17 protein-coding genes are annotated in these 15,826 nt (G+C 64.8%); 8 read left to right on the top strand and 9 right to left on the bottom strand.

The window, feature by feature from the left end; all coding sequences use genetic code 11:
- Positions 1–16: 16 nt before the first annotated feature.
- Together NO366_RS17910 and NO366_RS17915 are read right to left on the bottom strand one after the other, a co-directional pair.
- The gene (locus NO366_RS17910) at positions 17–793 is read right to left on the bottom strand and encodes an MOSC domain-containing protein (RefSeq protein ID WP_256532148.1); all 777 of its coding nucleotides are present in this window, start codon (positions 791–793) and stop codon (positions 17–19) included.
- A gap of 84 nt (positions 794–877) precedes the next feature.
- Positions 878–1,426, bottom strand: coding sequence for a class I SAM-dependent methyltransferase (locus NO366_RS17915; RefSeq protein WP_256532149.1), 549 nt, complete (start codon positions 1,424–1,426; stop codon positions 878–880).
- Between the two features lie 321 nt (positions 1,427–1,747).
- On the opposite strand from NO366_RS17915, the gene acs reads away from it, so the two are divergent.
- The gene (gene acs / locus NO366_RS17920; RefSeq protein WP_256532150.1) at positions 1,748–3,724 is read left to right on the top strand and encodes an acetate--CoA ligase; all 1,977 of its coding nucleotides are present in this window, start codon (positions 1,748–1,750) and stop codon (positions 3,722–3,724) included.
- 24 nt (positions 3,725–3,748) lie between these two features.
- Here the strand turns inward: acs and NO366_RS17925 are convergent, their stop codons facing one another.
- The 4 genes from NO366_RS17925 to nth form a co-directional block, all read right to left on the bottom strand.
- Positions 3,749–4,042 carry a hypothetical protein gene (locus NO366_RS17925; protein ID WP_256532151.1) on the bottom strand — a complete coding sequence of 98 codons (294 nt, stop codon included), beginning with the start codon at positions 4,040–4,042 and terminating at the stop codon, positions 3,749–3,751.
- A gap of 388 nt (positions 4,043–4,430) precedes the next feature.
- Positions 4,431–5,495 (bottom strand): polyprenyl synthetase family protein, encoded by a 1,065-nt coding sequence (locus NO366_RS17930; protein ID WP_256532152.1) that lies wholly within the window; start codon positions 5,493–5,495, stop codon positions 4,431–4,433.
- 189 nt (positions 5,496–5,684) lie between these two features.
- A complete protein-coding gene (locus tag NO366_RS17935) occupies positions 5,685–5,921 on the bottom strand; it encodes a hypothetical protein (RefSeq protein WP_256532153.1) in 237 nt (78 codons plus the stop codon).
- A gap of 172 nt (positions 5,922–6,093) precedes the next feature.
- Complete coding sequence (nth, locus tag NO366_RS17940) at positions 6,094–6,780, bottom strand: endonuclease III (protein WP_256532154.1); 687 nt, start codon at positions 6,778–6,780, stop codon at positions 6,094–6,096.
- A 295-nt stretch (positions 6,781–7,075) separates the two neighbouring features.
- On the opposite strand from nth, the gene NO366_RS17945 reads away from it, so the two are divergent.
- The 3 genes from NO366_RS17945 to NO366_RS17955 all read left to right on the top strand — a co-directional run bounded on the left by NO366_RS17945 (position 7,076) and on the right by NO366_RS17955 (position 10,407).
- A complete protein-coding gene (locus NO366_RS17945; RefSeq protein ID WP_256532155.1) occupies positions 7,076–8,026 on the top strand; it encodes a coiled-coil domain-containing protein in 951 nt (316 codons plus the stop codon).
- Between the two features lie 137 nt (positions 8,027–8,163).
- Positions 8,164–9,150, top strand: coding sequence for a phosphomevalonate decarboxylase MvaD (mvaD, locus tag NO366_RS17950; protein WP_256532156.1), 987 nt, complete (start codon positions 8,164–8,166; stop codon positions 9,148–9,150).
- Positions 9,151–9,717: 567 nt separating this feature from the next.
- On the top strand, positions 9,718–10,407 hold the full coding sequence (locus tag NO366_RS17955; protein WP_256532157.1) for a ParB/RepB/Spo0J family partition protein: 690 nt from the start codon (positions 9,718–9,720) through the stop codon (positions 10,405–10,407).
- Between the two features lie 113 nt (positions 10,408–10,520).
- On the opposite strand, the gene NO366_RS17960 is transcribed toward NO366_RS17955, so the two are convergent.
- On the bottom strand, positions 10,521–10,706 hold the full coding sequence (locus NO366_RS17960) for a hypothetical protein (RefSeq protein WP_256532158.1): 186 nt from the start codon (positions 10,704–10,706) through the stop codon (positions 10,521–10,523).
- Between the two features lie 175 nt (positions 10,707–10,881).
- Between NO366_RS17960 and NO366_RS17965 the strand changes: the two genes are divergently transcribed.
- Entirely contained in the window at positions 10,882–12,081 is a 1,200-nt protein-coding gene (locus NO366_RS17965; protein WP_256532159.1) for an NAD(P)/FAD-dependent oxidoreductase, read from the top strand.
- Between the two features lie 47 nt (positions 12,082–12,128).
- Here the strand turns inward: NO366_RS17965 and NO366_RS17970 are convergent, their stop codons facing one another.
- A complete protein-coding gene (locus NO366_RS17970) occupies positions 12,129–12,767 on the bottom strand; it encodes an IucA/IucC family C-terminal-domain containing protein (RefSeq protein WP_256532160.1) in 639 nt (212 codons plus the stop codon).
- 204 nt (positions 12,768–12,971) lie between these two features.
- Here NO366_RS17970 and NO366_RS17975 point away from each other — a divergent pair, with 204 nt between their 5' ends.
- From NO366_RS17975 to NO366_RS17985, 3 genes are read left to right on the top strand one after another with little or no spacing between them, the layout of a single operon-like run.
- Positions 12,972–13,115, top strand: a complete 144-nt coding sequence (locus NO366_RS17975) for a hypothetical protein (protein ID WP_256532161.1) — start codon at positions 12,972–12,974, stop codon at positions 13,113–13,115.
- Between the two features lie 12 nt (positions 13,116–13,127).
- Positions 13,128–13,616, top strand: coding sequence for an MFS transporter (locus NO366_RS17980; protein WP_256534048.1), 489 nt, complete (start codon positions 13,128–13,130; stop codon positions 13,614–13,616).
- A gap of 5 nt (positions 13,617–13,621) precedes the next feature.
- Entirely contained in the window at positions 13,622–14,716 is a 1,095-nt protein-coding gene (locus tag NO366_RS17985) for an ABC transporter substrate-binding protein (RefSeq protein WP_256532162.1), read from the top strand.
- A 96-nt stretch (positions 14,717–14,812) separates the two neighbouring features.
- Here NO366_RS17985 and fen read toward each other — a convergent pair whose 3' ends face one another.
- Positions 14,813–15,796, bottom strand: coding sequence for a flap endonuclease-1 (gene fen / locus NO366_RS17990; RefSeq protein WP_256532163.1), 984 nt, complete (start codon positions 15,794–15,796; stop codon positions 14,813–14,815).
- Positions 15,797–15,826: the final 30 nt, after the last annotated feature.

Raw genomic sequence — 15,826 nt, forward strand, 5'->3', positions numbered from 1 at the left:
ACGAAACCGAACGCGCCTACTCGACGATCACGACCTCGTCGCCGACGTGGAGTGGCTCACCACGGTCCGACTCGGGAACGCGCGTGATCGTCATCAGCGAATAGAAGTGGTCGAACGCGGTCTCGTCGACCCAGTCGGGGACCGTCTCCCGGCGCTTTCGGACGAATCGCTCGCGAAAGTCCGGCGTCTCCTCACCGGTGTCCGGATCGCGCTGTGGAACGACGCACCGGCCACAGGGTTCGACGCCCTCGAACGTGACGCCGCCGATTTCGAACGTCGGTGCGTCGTCGCCGACGAATCGATCCTCCCAGAAGGGTTCGACGCCAGCGATCTCGATATTGGCACGCATTCGTCGCCGGACGCTCTCGACGGTGAGTTCGTCGAACCAGTCGGCGACAGTCTCGATCGTGGCCGTCGCGAGGACGGACGGACCGCTCGAGCGTCGGTCGACGTAGCCGGTCTCGGCGTCCCGTTCTATCGAGATCTCGCGGTCGAAGTACGCGCCGAACCACGCCGCGGCGTCGCGACGACCGACCGCGTCGTCGAGGTCGACCGTCTCTCCCCGTCCGTCCGGACACTCGACCGTGAGTTCGTACGTGTCGGGGTCGAAGGCCGTCCGGAGGTCGTGGACGGCGGGCGTCCGTTTCCCGTTTACGACCGCGCCATCGGTATCGTACAACGCGAACTCCCGGTCCGCCTCGAGTGTCCCGCCGGGAGTCACTCGTGACGACTCGACGTCGATCCCGTCCAGGGCTTTCACCGGGTAGACGCGGACGCGTTCGAGGCGAGCCATTACGGGACCATATTCGTGGGAGCGGGTAAATCGTTCGCGTTCGGACGAGAGGATCGGTCACGCGGGTAGCGGCGTCCAGACGAATCACTCCGAGGGGACGTGTGCGATCAGTTCGACGCGCCGATCGGCGAGATCCTCGTCGTAGTGGTCGACGACCAGGTCGTCCACCGCCGTGCGCAACTCCCCGGGTTGGAAGCGATACCGAGCCCCCGGACCAGCCCTCGCGTCACGCGTGACCAGGTGGTGCTCGTAACAGAGAACCCCGCCGGGAGCGAGCGCATTCCGGATCGCCTCCAGTCGCTGACGGGTGTCGAAGAAACTGATCGTCACCAGGTCGTACGCCGACGGTCGAAAACAGTAGTCGTCGACGTCGGCGAGGATCCAGTTAACCGAGACGCCGCGGTCGTCCGCACGACGCCGGGCGGGATCCAGCATGGCCCGGGAGATGTCGATCGCGTCGACCGTCCAGCCCCGCCTGGCGAGGAAGATCGCGTTGCGACCTCGACCTGTCGCGACGTCGAGCGCACGTCCCGGCGACCGCCTCCGAGCGGCGTCTCTGAGGATGGGAGTCGGATCCCGCCACCCGTACTCCTCGGTGCGGCCAGTCCGGGATTCGTTCACGTCGTACGTCACGGTGATCCTTCGATCGGTAGGACCCTATAGCCAGTGTCGAGCGCAGATACCTCCGGGGATACGCCGATCGGCTGAACCGACAGGACGCCGTCGAACGACGAGCCGATCAGGACACTTCCACCAGGTAAACAGACGGCACCACTTCGAGCGACTGAACCGTCCAGGACCACATCGGCTGGCGAGTCGGGCAGACGGTCCTGCAGAGAGCTACGATGGGCCATCGGCGTGCCAACAGACACCGACGTGGCGACATCGACGCGGACCGGAATTCGATCGGAGGGAGAATGTTTATCCGGTCCGTTGGTGACGTGTTACGTGACCATGAGTGACCAAGCGGAGGTCGAACTCGAGGCCAGACTCGAGGAACAGGAGTCCTTCGAGCCCCCGGCATCGTTCGTCGAGCAGGCCAACGTCCACGACGAGGGGATCCGCGAACGCTTCGACGAGGAGTGGCCGGAGTGCTGGACGGAGGCGGCGGACCTCCTGACCTGGGACGAGCCCTACGAGGACGTACTCGACGAGAGTGACGCGCCCTTCTACGAGTGGTTCACCGGCGGACGACTCAACGCGTCGGCGAACTGCCTCGATCGCCACGTCGAAGACGGCCGGAAGAACCAGGCGGCGATCAAGTGGGAGGGCGAACTCGGCGAGACGCGTACGTACACCTACGGCGACCTCCTGAACGAGGTCGAGGCGTTCGCCGCGAGCCTCCGGGAGCTGGGCGTCGAGGAAGACGACGTCGTCACGCTCTATCTGCCGATGATCCCCGAGTTGCCGATCGCCATGCTGGCGTGTGCGCGCATCGGTGCGCCCCACTCGGTCGTCTTCGCGGGCTTCTCCGCGGACGCGCTGGCGACGCGGATGACCGCTGCCGAGAGCGAGTACCTCGTCACCTGCGACGGCTACTACCGCCGCGGCGACGCACTGAACCACAAAGAGAAGGCCGACAAGGGCCTCCGCGGCGTCGAGGGCGACGTCGAGACGGTCGTCGTCGACCGACTCGGCGACGAACTCAACCACTTCCTCGGTCAGCACGCCCACGACTACGGCGACCTCGTCGACGAACACGAGGGCACCACCGTCGAACCGGTCTCGCGCGACGCCGAGGACATGCTCTTCCTGATGTACACCTCGGGCACCACCGGAGAACCCAAGGGCGTCAAGCACACGACAGGGGGCTACCTGGCCTACACCGCCTGGACGAGTCGGGCCGTTCTCGACGTCGAGCCCGAGGACACCTACTGGTGCGCCGCGGACATCGGCTGGATCACCGGCCACTCCTACATCGTCTACGGCCCACTCGCCCTGGGAACGACCACGATGATGTACGAGGGGACGCCCGACTACCCCGAGCGCGACCGGCTGTGGGAACTGATCGAGAAAAATCGCGTCGACATCTTCTACACCGCCCCGACCGCAATCCGCTCGTTCATGAAGTGGGGAACCGAGTATCCCGAGCGCTACGACCTCTCCTCGCTCCGGCTGCTCGGCACCGTCGGCGAGCCGATCAACCCGCGCGCCTGGAAGTGGTACTACAAACACATCGGCGGAGAGTCCTGCCCAATCGTCGACACGTGGTGGCAGACCGAAACCGGCGGCATGATGGTCACGACGCTCCCCGGCGTCGACACCATGAAACCCGGCTCGGCTGGACCGCCACTTCCAGGCGTCGACGCGACTGTCGTCGACACCGGGGGCGAACCGGTCGAGGCCGGCGAAGCGGGCTACCTCACCGTCCAGAAACCCTGGCCGGGCATGCTCCGAACGCTCTACCGGAACGACGAGCGGTTCCTCGACGAGTACTGGCGCGAATACTCCGATCCCGACGCTGACGAGTGGGTCTACTTCCCCGAAGACGGCGCCAAACTCGACGAGGACGGCTACATCACGGTCCTCGGCCGGGTCGACGACGTGATCAACGTCTCCGGCCACCGGCTGGGTACGATGGAGATCGAGAGCGCCATCGTCGGCGTGAGCGGCGTCGCCGAGGCCGCCGTCGTCGGCGGGACGCACGACGTGAAGGGCGAGGCCGTCTACACCTACGTCATCCTCGAAGACGGACAGGACCCGACCGAGTCGATGCGCGAGCGCGTGATCGAGGGCGTCGAGGACGCCATCGGCCCGATCGCCAGGCCCGAGGAAGTGATCTTCACGCCCGAACTCCCCAAGACCCGCTCTGGAAAGATCATGCGTCGACTCTTAGAAGACATCGCCTCCGGCGCGGAACTCGGCGACACCTCGACCCTGCGCAATCCCGAGGTCGTCGAAGACATCCAGGCGCAGGTGACCGAGGACTAGTCTACAGCACCGTCAGCGACGTATTCACCGGCGCACAGTTCCTGCGTTCGGCCGCCGTGGCAAGACGTCGAACGCCGCCGCAACCAGTACGCCGCCGACGAGGACGGCGACGAGGCCTCCGAGGGCATTCGGGACCGCGTTCGTGGCGTCGAACCCGACGGCGAGAAACGCCCGGGCCCCCGCGCCGAGGAAGACGAACCCTATCGCGAGCAGCAACACGTCGTATATCGCGTCCGTGATCGCGTCTTTCGTCGCCGCGTAGACGACGGTGTACAGGTCGGCGGTCTCGTCACTCACGTCGAGGTCGTCGACACTCATTGCGAGTGTTGACGGTGTTGAAATATTTCAACGTCCCGATCGGAGAGACGGAACGCCGATCGCGTCGGCACCGATCGCAGTCGTGCACAGAACGAGACCGTCCGTCCACAGTCGATCGAGGGACCAGTATCCGAGCGCGAGCGATACCGTCCCGACCCCACCATCCCACACGCTGTAGGTTCTATCGTTCGGAGCGTGTCCTTCTGAAGGGGTGTACCACGAATCGTATTCGTAGTACCCGACGAAAAGAGAGTGGGACAGGACAGTCGAGAATCGCACCAGCGAACGCGAGAGGGTCCAACGGTGAACTCCGATCGAGTTCCGGCGAATCGGCAATCCATTCACTCGTCACGGGGTAGCAGGTCACACGACGAACGTCATAGATTTCTCATACGTCCCGATCGACGACGAACTCCGCGAAGGAGCGCAACTGCTCGGCCGCGTGCGAATCGATGTCCAGCGCATCGACGTGAGCGAGTGCTTCGTCTGACAGTTCTCGCGCCCGTTCCCTCGCGTACTCGATGCCACCCGATTCCTCGATGATCCGCAGCGCGTCGGCGATCTCGTCGTCGGTGTTCTCCTCGGCGGCGACGATGTCGGCGAGTCGCTCTGCGTCCGCAGGATCGCTCTCCTCGATCGCGTGGAGGACGAGGAGCGTCTTCTTTCCCTCCCGGATATCGTTCCCGAAGGCCTTGCCGAAGTCGCCGGCGCGACCCAGCGAGTTTTCGACGTCCAGGACGTCGTCGCCGATCTGGAAGGCGACGGCGACCGTCTCCGCGTAGGCGGCGGCGTGGCGCTCGACGGTTTCCGATTGACCCGTGACGATGGCCGCCAGGCGGGCGACGATGCGGCCGAGACAGCCCGTCTTGCACGCGCACATCTCCAGGTACTGCTCCCGGGTAGCCCGAACCTCGCGCTCGTTGTGCCAGCAGATGTCCATCCCCTGGCCGAGGTGCGTGCGGTTGAGCTCGTACATGAGCATCTCGTAGGCCGACAGCCGGCGGTCCGGCGGAAGGTCGGCGGGGTTGTTGGTGATGATCTTCAACGGGATGAAGTACATCGCGTTCCCCGCGTTGAGCGCGACGTCCTGCCCGAAGCGGTGGTGCAATGCCGGCTCGCTCCGACGCGTCTCCGCTTCGTCCTCGACGTCGTCGACGATGATCGTCCCGTTGTGGAGGATCTCGGGGATCGTCGCGTACGGGAGGTAGTCCTCGGGATCCTCGCCGAAGGCTTCGACGAACACCAGAAAGAGGACGGCTCGCCACCGTTTTCCCCCGCGGTCGAGGAGGTCCCAGATCGGATCGGCGAGCGCGCGCTGGATCCCCTCGGGATCGTACTCGAACGTCGGCTCGCCGAAGAACGACTCGAGGTAGGCCGAATCGACCCGCCGCGGTAAGATTTCCGCGATAGCGTCGTCGATAGCCGGGCGCCACTCGGCAAGCGTCTCCTGCATACCCCTCCGGTCACAGACCGGCGTGAAAAAGCTTCAGTTCCCGCCACGAGCGTGTCGATTCGGTGACGAACGGTCGAATCGGATCGACGGCCGACGGCGCTGCCGGTCCAGAACACACGCTCGACGGAGCGTCCACTGACTACGGCCGAGGTGAAACGAAACCGGGCACTCGCGCTGGAAGGGCGCCGCTCATCCGTTCTCGGGCGCCTCGTCCCGATGGTACTCGGTGTTCCCCCGTTCGAGCGCGTCGGTCTCTCGGTCCTTCGGCGCGTTCTCGACGTTCTGCCGGCATCGTTCGTCGCACCGGCGCTCCCTCGCTTCCGACTGTTCGGCCCGTAGTTCGTCGTTCTCGTCAGGGATATCCTCGTCCGAATCAGCTTCGACCGGGGGCTCGTCGAGACCGTGTTCGTACGTCTCGTCGACCATGTGACTCACCGGCGCGGGCTACTGCCGTCGCGTGAAACGGACGTGGGCCTGGGCGTGCGGGGCCATCGGCGAGAGCGGGCGAAGCGCCGTTTTGCGTAGGGTACTCGAAGCGACCGACAGTGAGTGCTTTTGACACACTTCCCGATCGTACCCCCCCGGACGGCCGACCGGGTCAGTCCCACCGATCACCCGACGCGAGGTCGATCTCGCCGTCGCCCTTCTCCGACGGGCAAACGTCGGCCAGCACGCACGCGCTGCAGTCCGGGTTGCGCGCCGTACACACAGCGCGCCCGTGATCGATGAGCAAGTGTGTGAACTGTACCCAGTAGCCTTCGGGGACGATGTCGAGCAGGTCCTGTTCGATCGCCTCCGGACGCTCTTCTGTCGTGATCCCCAGTCTGCGGGTCAACCGCTGGACGTGCGTGTCGACGACGATTCCCTCCACGACGTCGTGGCCGTGCTGGAGGACGACGTTCGCCGTCTTGCGCCCGACGCCCGGCAAGTCGGTCAGGTCGTCCATCGTGTCGGGCACCTCGCCGTCGTGTTCCTCGACGATGATCTCGCAGGCCTCACGGATGTACGACGCCTTGTTGTTGTAGAAGTTGATCGAAGAGAGGGCCTCGGCGAGTTCCTCCTGCGGGGCGTTCGCGTAGTCGTGAGCCGACCGGTAGGTCTCGAAGAGGTGCTCCGTCTCGGCGTTGACGCGCGCGTCCGTACACTGCGCCGAGAGGATCACCGCGATCAGCAACTCGAGCCTGTTCGAGTACCGAAGCGAGATCGTCGAATCGGGATACTCCGTCTCCAGGCGCTCGATCACCGTCTCCGCCTGTTCGGCCGGATCCGTGTGCGGGTCACCCATCGACGCACCCTTTCGACAGCAGCCATTTGAGGAATTCGGTTGCCCAGACCGCACTCGGTTTCGCCAGACGGCGTGTTCGATACCGATACCGGAGTATTGTACAATCAAAATCTAAATAAATTGTTCGAACTGACACACACGCTTATTGTATTCGAGTACACTGTGCCAGCAACGACACAGTGGGGCCGTCCGCACCGACGCGACGACCGGTCGTCCGCGTCGAGCGAGAGACGGGCGGATACAGGCGATCGCACGCAACCGCGATCGTCACGACACCGACAGTGGTGAGAACGCAATGACAGTGACAAACGGACGGCAGGATCGCCGTGACGACGGATCCGATGGCACCGCAGATCTCCTCGACGAGCTGCTCGAATCACTCAGGGCGGATCAGGGCGGCGCCCGAACCCAGGCGCTCACCCGCGCGCTCGGTCAGGATCCGGCCGCGAGCGACGGCACCTCCCAGGGCGCACCAGCGGACGTAACTCGGCGCGTCGAGTCCCTCGAGTCGTCGGTCGAACGGCTCGAGCGGGCTCTCGACCAGGCCGACGTCGAGCACGGGGAGACGCCGAGCGATCTGCGACGCGATCTCGAGTCCGTGGCCGACGACCTCCGGACCCTCGAAGCGACAGTGTCCGAACTCGAAACCACTGCGGAAGGGATCGGATCGGACGGTGATGGCGATACCGTCGAGGTGAGCGACGAGCGCGTGGCCACGCTCGAGCGACGGCAGGAAACCGTGGAGGAGTCGATCGACCAACTCCGCGCCGACCTGGGGACGGTTCGAGAGCGAAGCGGCGCCGGGGAGACCACGGAGGCGGCCGACGAACCCGCCGAGTCGGCGACCAGTTCCGACCTGGCGGGTCGGATCGATCACGTAGAGCGGATACTCGATACGCGCACTTCGGCGCTCGCGTCGAAAGTCGCACGGATCGAGCGGCTCGAATCCCGCGTCGACGACCTCGAGACCGGGATCGACGACCGAGCCGCGGCTCTCGAGACCGAGATCGACGACGTCGCGGAGACGCTCGAGGAGGCGGCCACGATCCTCCAGTCCGAAACGCGGGACGAACTCGAACGCGTCGAGTCGACACTCGAGTCGCGCCTCGACGCGCTCGAAGCGGAGTTCCAGGCGGCAGTCGAGGCGCTGGAAGACGACATCGACACCCTCGAGTGGCACGCCGTGGACATGATCCAGTGGCGCAAGTCCTACGAGGACGAACGCCAACCGACCGACGCCTCGTAGTCCGCGACGGGACCCTCGCCGCGCAGACTCACACCGACGAGGGTTCAGTCGCAACCGGATCGCACAGTGACAGCGCCGGTCCCAGACGTGTGGGTCGAGCCGTGACCTTTATGCGACCGTCACCCTCCTGTCACGGTATGAAAGCGACGGCAATGGCGCATCCCATCCAGGGACTCGTCAAGTATCACGGGCTCCGAGACGACCTGGAGCGCTATCCCTACCACGACAGCATCAGCGTCTGTACCGCGCCGAGCCACACGCGCACGACCGTCGAGTTCTCGATGGACTACGACGACGACACCTACGTCGTCGACGGCGAGGAACTCGAAGGCGCCGGCTTCGACCGTCTCGAACGAGTAGTCGAGAAGGCCCGCGGCATGTCCGACGCCGCCCACACGGTCTATCCCTGTCGGATCGAGTCCGAGAACAGCTTTCCCTCGAACGTCGGCCTCGGCTCCTCGTCCTCGGGCTTCGCCGCCGCCGCGATGGCGCTCGCCGAGGCGGCCGAACTCGACGCCTCCCGCGCCGAAATTTCGACCATCGCCCGCGTCGGCTCCTCCTCGGCCGCCCGCTCGGTCACCGGCGCCTTCTCCATCCTCACACAGGGACTCACCGACGAGGACTGCTACGCTCGCCGGCTCCAGACCTCCTTGCACGAGGACCTTCGCACCGTCGTCGCACTCGTCCCGTACCACAAGGACACCGACGACGCCCACAAAGAGGCAGCCGACAGTCACATGTTCGACGCGCGCCGCGCCCACGTCCAGGACCAGCTCGCCGAGATGAAGGCCGCCCTCCGCGAGGACGACTTCGAGCGCACGTTCGAACTCGCCGAGAAGGACTCGCTTAGCCTCGCCGCCACCACCATGACCGGTCCCGAGGGCTGGGTCTACTGGCAACCCGCCACCCTCGCCGTCTTCAACAAAGTCCGCGAACTCCGCACCGAGGAGGACATCCCCGTCTACTTCTCGACCGACACCGGCGCGAGTGTCTACGTCAACACCACCGAGGAACACGTCGATCGCGTCGAAGAGGCCGTCTCAGACACCGGCGTCTCGACGACCACCTGGAGCGTCGGCGGCCCCGCCACGCTCTTAGAAGACGAAGACGACCACCTGTTCTAGAACCGAACTTTTGCGCTGTCGTTCGAGAGAGCGAAGCTCTCTCGTGACTGAGCGAATCGGAGATTCGCGAGGTCCGCGAGACCTTCGGTCTCGCTTGATGACGAAAGGCGCGAAGCGCCTTTCGAACCACGGGCCGACTGCGTCGGCCCTCGGCAAAATCTTCAAAAGAGCGCGAGCGCTCTTTTGGACATCGTGAGATCTTCGATCCCGCTCAGCTTCGATGAAAAGAACTCCTCCCTCCCCGCCAGCCGCGCTTCGCGCGGCTTCTCGGTCGGTCGTCGGCCCGCTCGCTCCCTTCAGTCGCTCGCGGTACAATTCCAATTGACACCAGCCGTTCCCCGTTGGCGCGCGGATCGCTCCGCGACCGCGCGCCAGGCCACCGCCTCCGGAACGGAAGCACCGATGGCCGTTCGTGAATCCTGTCGTGATTCCATCCCTCGAGTGATGTCCGTCGGTTGGGCTCCCCGGCAGCCGCCTCCGTCGAACCAATCAGCCCGTTGTCGGTATCGGCAGCCATAAGATCCAGTACCACGAACGATGATTCACAGAACGTCCCCGCTAATACCAATGAACCCCTTCAACAATACGCTCGACTGGAGTTTTCGCGGGAAGTACGTCCGCGTCCACGGGACGAACCGCGTCTACGAGGGGTGGGTCGATCGGATCCACCACAAGCGATCGAGCGTGGTACTCCACGACGCGACCGACGTCACCGGCGAGGAGGCTCGTGCGATCGGGTCGGTCTACATCCGCGTCGTGGAGACGATCGAGGTTCTCTCGCCGTCGAAGGTCATCGAACTCGTCCCGGTCGAAGAGATCGAAGCGTCCCCCGATCACGACTTCGACTTCGAGGCGTCGGACCGGGACATGCGAGCCGCCTATCGTGACCGGTTCACCGGCGGATATCCCGTCGTTCGTCCGATCGACGACCCCGATCGAGCGTCCTACGAGTTGCTAAACGGGCACAAGCGGATCGAAGCGTGTCGCCGCGTCGGACTCGATTCGCACCCGGTCGAGATCGTCGAGGTGACCGACGAGGAGGCCAGAGAGCTGTTCGAACTCGCCCATCGCGAACAGACGGCCTGCGAGGACACCGAGTCGTCTGTCCGGACCGATCCCGGGGCATCCGACGAGTGCGACCTCGCCAACGAGACCGGCGCGAACGACGACTCCACCGGAGACCCGGACACGGACGACGAAACGAACGACGGCCGAGACGACGGACGGACGACCCTCGAACACACCGACGGGGGCTGATCGGAACACACCGACAGGCACCGAGACCGGACGGAACGGCGTCGAGACCGATCGGCGACAGGTACGAGCACCGCCGTGTCCCCCGGTTCCGAACCAGCATCACCCCGTCGCACTCACCGCCACTGAGCGTTCGCGAGGCAGTAGAGAATCGCGATCCACCCGACCACGAGGCCGGCAATCACGACGAGGAAGTCGGCCAGGCACGTCTCGAAGACCACGCAGTAGCCGATCCCGATCGTCAGTAAGACGAGCGAGACCAGGATCAACAGGTGACACCGTCGCTCGGCCGCGGGTTCCATGGACCGGTCCACCACGATCGAGCGCTTATATCCTCGTGTCGGATCGGATGACCGACATCGGTTCGTACGGTTTCGGTGGCGCCGCGGACGCCCGCGGGAACCACCTCGAACTGATGGACGCCCCCGCAGCGTGAACGCGGCTAACGCTATTGTCGTGGGGACCGTCCGTCGACGTATGCACGTCGCGGTCCTCGGTGCGGGATACGCCGGCCTCGCGGTCGCCAGACGGCTCGAACACCTCCTGCCGACTGCGTGTGAGGTGACGATCGTCGCGGACTCGCCCGACCATATCGTCCGACACGAGCTCCACCGGGTGATCCGCCGACCCACGGTCGCGAACGACATCGCGGTGTCGCTGCCATCGGTGTTGGATCGAGCGCGGGTTCGCGTCTCGACGGTCGAACGGGTCGACCGCGAGCAACGGGTCGTCCACCTCTCGAGGGGGTCGCTCGAGTACGACTACTGCGTGATCTGTCTGGGGACGGAGACGGCGTTTCACGGCCTCGACGACGTCCGCGAACGGGCGACGCCGCTGAAACGATTCTCCCACGCGTTCGTCATCCGGCGGGACGTTCTCGAGACGATCGATTCGACGACGGGAGCCGTCCGCGTCGTCGTCTGCGGTGCCGGACTGTCCGGAGTTCAGGTCGCCGGTGAACTCACAGCCCTCGCGGCGGAACGGGGTGTGGACGATCGGGTGGCCGTCACCCTCCTCGAACAGCGCGATCGCGTCGCTCCGGGGTTCCCCGAACCCTTCGGAGACGCCATCGAACGCGCCCTCACCGACGCCGGCGTCGACGTCGTGACGGGAACGAGGGTGACGGGAGCCGACGAGGCGTCGCTTCGGGTCTCAGGAACTGACGAGGCGTCGGTGACGGTCTCGGGAGACGACGCCGTTCGGTTCGATCAACTCGTCTGGACGGGCGGTATCCGCGGCCCCGACGCACTCGACGGCGACCGCACACCCGTCGGTCCCGACTTGCGACTCGACGCACACGCCTTCGGGTGTGGCGACGCCGTGACCGTGACGGACGCGAACGGAGCGACCGTCCCCGCGAGCGCGCAGTCGGCCCGCCGCGAGGCACGGGTCGCTGCAGCGAACGTTGCAACCCTCGTGGAACGAGACCTGATGGGGCGGGCGGCCGCAGAACCCGCACTACGGAGATTTCGATTCGCCTCGCCGGGCTGGGTCGTCAGCGTCGGCGACGACGCGGTCGCGTGGATCGGATCGCAGGTGCTAACCGGAACCTCAGCGAGAGCGGCGAAGGCGACGGTCGGAGCGACGTACCTGGCGAAACTCGGCGAACGACGACGGGCACTCTCGCTCCTCCGGACGGAACTGGGAGCGGACGTCGGTGGTTCGAACGACACGTGACTGTCGATATCCCGAGCCGATCGTACCGACCGTTGTGATGGACTGCGTTATCGCTCCGGTGGACACAACGGATTCGGAACGGACTCCAAGGCATAGTGGTGGGACCGGTCGGTGAGTCGCATCGTCGTCAGGCACTTGTAGTTCCACGTGGCGTCGTACAGGACGGTTTCGGCGTCGGCGACCCACTCGTCGGGGATCCCGTCCTGTCGCAACTCCGCCAATGTGTCGGCGACGATCTCGGAGAGAAGTGCCCAGCACCGGGATTCGTCGATCGACCGGTAGCGAACGAGAACCCGAACGAGCTCCGCGAGATGGTTCTGAAACAGTGCGTACGTCAGCTTGTCGTACGCCGGCTCCACCCCCTCGTCGACCGTGACCGAGCCAGGGTACGGTTCGAACTCGCATCCGTGTTCGGCGAGACGGTCCGTACACAGGCGGAGCCCGCCGTAATCGCGGACGAGTACTCGCTTCGGTTTCCACTCGTCGAAGACGACGACGCAGTTTTGCAGGTGGGCCTCGAGCCCGACGCCATACGCGACGAGTAGCCGAAGTGCGTCGGGAACGATCGCCTCGGCGTATCGCCGAAGGAACGCTGCCGCTGCGTCCGCACCGCCCTCGGGGACCAGTGAATCGAGCAGTGGCCGATCGGTGAGCGGTCCGTGAGCAAGCAGGGCCGCCGCTCTCATCGGTAGTTCGCCGTCGTCGACGAAGTCGAGAGGGTTCCAGCGGAGCAATGCAGCGAGATGTTTCGCGCGAACGTGACCGCGCCCGTCGGTGTGCGTCCGTCTGGATCGTGAAAGCAGGCACCCGCTGCCTCCGGGAGCCTCGGGAGCGCGTGGGTACTACGCGGTACCGACCTCGGTATCGACGGGCTCGATGCCGGTGACGGGATGAACGGGTACCGACAGCTCGTCGAGCAGCCCGCAATGCGCGGCCTTGCAGCATACCGGGTCGGGACCGGGTTCGCAAAAAGCGCCGTCAGAGTCTACCTCCCGATCTACGCCTATCTGGCCGTCTCGTTGTCGGGCCCCTAGGTCGGTGTCGTACTGACGGCCCCTCGGATCGTCCGGGCGCTCTGCCAGGGGTATACCGGGACGCTCGCAGACACCGTCGGGCGCCGACCGCTACTCGGTGTCGCCGCGCTCTTGTACGTCGCTGCAGCGGCGATCGTTCCGTTAACGACGTCGTTCTACCCACTGATCGCCTGTGCGCTCGTATTCGGTGTCGCCGACGCGTGTCGCGTCCCGGCAAGCGTCGCGCTCTTCACCGAGATTGGAACAGCGTCCCGAGCCCTCACCTCGCTGTCGCTTCGGAGTTTGCTCTGGAAACCTGGCGCCGTCCTCGCGCCGTTACTTGCCGGCCTCATCCACGATTACGCCACGATCGGGCTCGTCTTCTACGCGACCGCGGCAGTCGTGCTCGTGAGCGTGACTGTCGCCGCCTGGCTCGACGCGTCCCAATCGATGGTTCGCTCCGCCTCTCCCTCAGTGATCGGCGGCCGTTCAACAGAGTATTATAGGTTTAGGTTGACCTAAATATCATGCGCCGAAGAACGTTCATTGCAGGGGCGACGGGTGTCGCATCAGGAATCGTCAGCGGCTGTCTCACCAAAGCCGGCGACGAGCCGGACGAAACGACCGGCTCCTACACCGTCTCGATGGAACCGATGGGGACGGTATCGTTCGACGAACCGCCGGAAGACTGGGTCGCGCTATTGCCGAGCTACGCGGACATGGGAATAGCACTCGACGTGGGCCAAACGCTCGGAATCCAGTTACCGTACCGCTACGCGTCGCACGTCTACGAGGAGTTGCCAGGCGTAGAGTACGATCCGGACGACGTGCGAACCCTCTATCAGAACGGCGTCGACAAGGAGCTCTTCTACGCGATGCAGGCCGACGTTCACTTCATGGAGCCAAAGCAGATGATTCAGTGGTACGGCTGGTCCAGAGCGGACGTTGCCGACATCGAGACCAACGTCGGTCCGTTCTTTGGGAACTTCATTCGACGGCGTAGCGACGACTGGCACGAGTACCGCTACTACTCCCTCTACGAAGCGTTCGAGAAGATAGCCAGCGTGTTCCAGCGCGAGGATCGCTTTCGGCAGTTCAAATCGTTCCACGACGACTTCCTCGCCGACATTCAGGACCGACTGCCGAAGGATACACCCGAAGCTGCGCTCGTCTATCCGGCCGACGAACCACCCGAGCGGTTCTACCCATACGGGCTCAACGACGGGGGCGTCGGCAAGAAACAGTGGCGGGACCTGAACCTTCGGGACGCCTTCGAGGGAACCGACATCGGCCACTACGCGGGAGATACGACCCTCGAAGTCGGCTTCGAAGCGCTCCTCGATACCGATCCGGACGTACTCCTCGTGCGCGGCCAAGAGACGAAAGACCGCGCAGCCTTCGAGAAAACCATCGTCGAACATCTCGAAGACCACGCGGTTGCCAGCAAACTCACGGCCGTCCGAAACGGGGACGTCTATCAGGGCGGCTACCTCGACCAGGGGCCGATCATCAATCTCTTCCAGACCGAACAGGCAGCCAAACGGATCTTCGCCGACGAGTTCACCGAGGATGAACTCTTCGACCGACAGCAACTCGCAGACATCATCCTCGGCACCGCCTGAGACGACGCCGCACGGAGCGGGCGTTCCGATCGGTTCTGGATACCGCATCACCGCCATTCGTTCGACCTCGGGCAATACGGCTCTCGAATTCGGGTGTTACGACGTCCAACGGTCGAGCCCCGACTGCACAAGCGAGTCTTCGATCCGTTCGAACCCACGGGCGACCTCGTCGGCGTCGACGTCCCACTCCCCACAGACGTAGTCGCGGGCCGCCTCGACGTCCGGATCGAGGTCGGTCGTGAACTCGTAGGCGTCGGTCACGTTCGGATCGCGAAACAGCTGGCGTACTCGGTCGCCGTACTCGACGTGATCACCGCGGGCCTCCAGGGCGCTCCAGAGGTCACCGTATTCACCGATCAACGAGAGCGCCGTCTTCGGACCGATCCCGTCGACGCCACCGTTGAAGTCCGTCCCGATCATGATCGCGACGTCGATCAGCTGTTCGAGCGTGAGGTCGTGATCGTCGAGGGTCGCCTGGAGGTCCATCAGTTCCGGGTCACCGTTGCTGGTGAGCTGGCGTAGCGTTCGAGGCGAGCCAAAGAGCAACGCGTCGTAGTCTTCCGATCCGACGTAGTCGGCATCGCCGTTCCGGACGATATTCGCCGCCTGCGCTTCGCCTTCGGCCGGCGCCTCGACCACCGGAACGTCGAGCAACCTGAGGAGTTCGCGGCTCGTCTCCTGGATCGTCGGAGTGAGTCGCTGCGTGTAGGACTCGAGCTGTGCGATGGCGACCTGGTCGCCTTCCTCGCGAGCGATTTCGAGCTGTTCCTCGTAGGACTCGCGTTGTTCGCGGCGAGATTCGATCTCGTCAGTTTTGAGTTCGGAGGGACCGCCGTCGAATACCATCACCGGAACGATGTCGTGTTCGAAGAACTTCGGGAGCCCCTGGACCATGCCCACGAGGTTCGCGACCTCCGTCCCGTCCGCCGTCGTGTAGACGTCCGAGTTCGTCCACTTCACCGTCGTCGTCAGGTACCGGTAGAGCCAGTTGTGCGCGTCGACCGCGACGACCGATCCCCCGAGTTCGTCGAACGCGATCGGCTCGATCGACGCGATGTCTCGAAGTGCTGCGTTTCCCATTGGCCGTCCCTTCGAACGGCCGGGATTTGA

The organism is Halovivax cerinus (assembly GCF_024498195.1).
Lineage (GTDB): Archaea > Halobacteriota > Halobacteria > Halobacteriales > Natrialbaceae > Halovivax > Halovivax cerinus.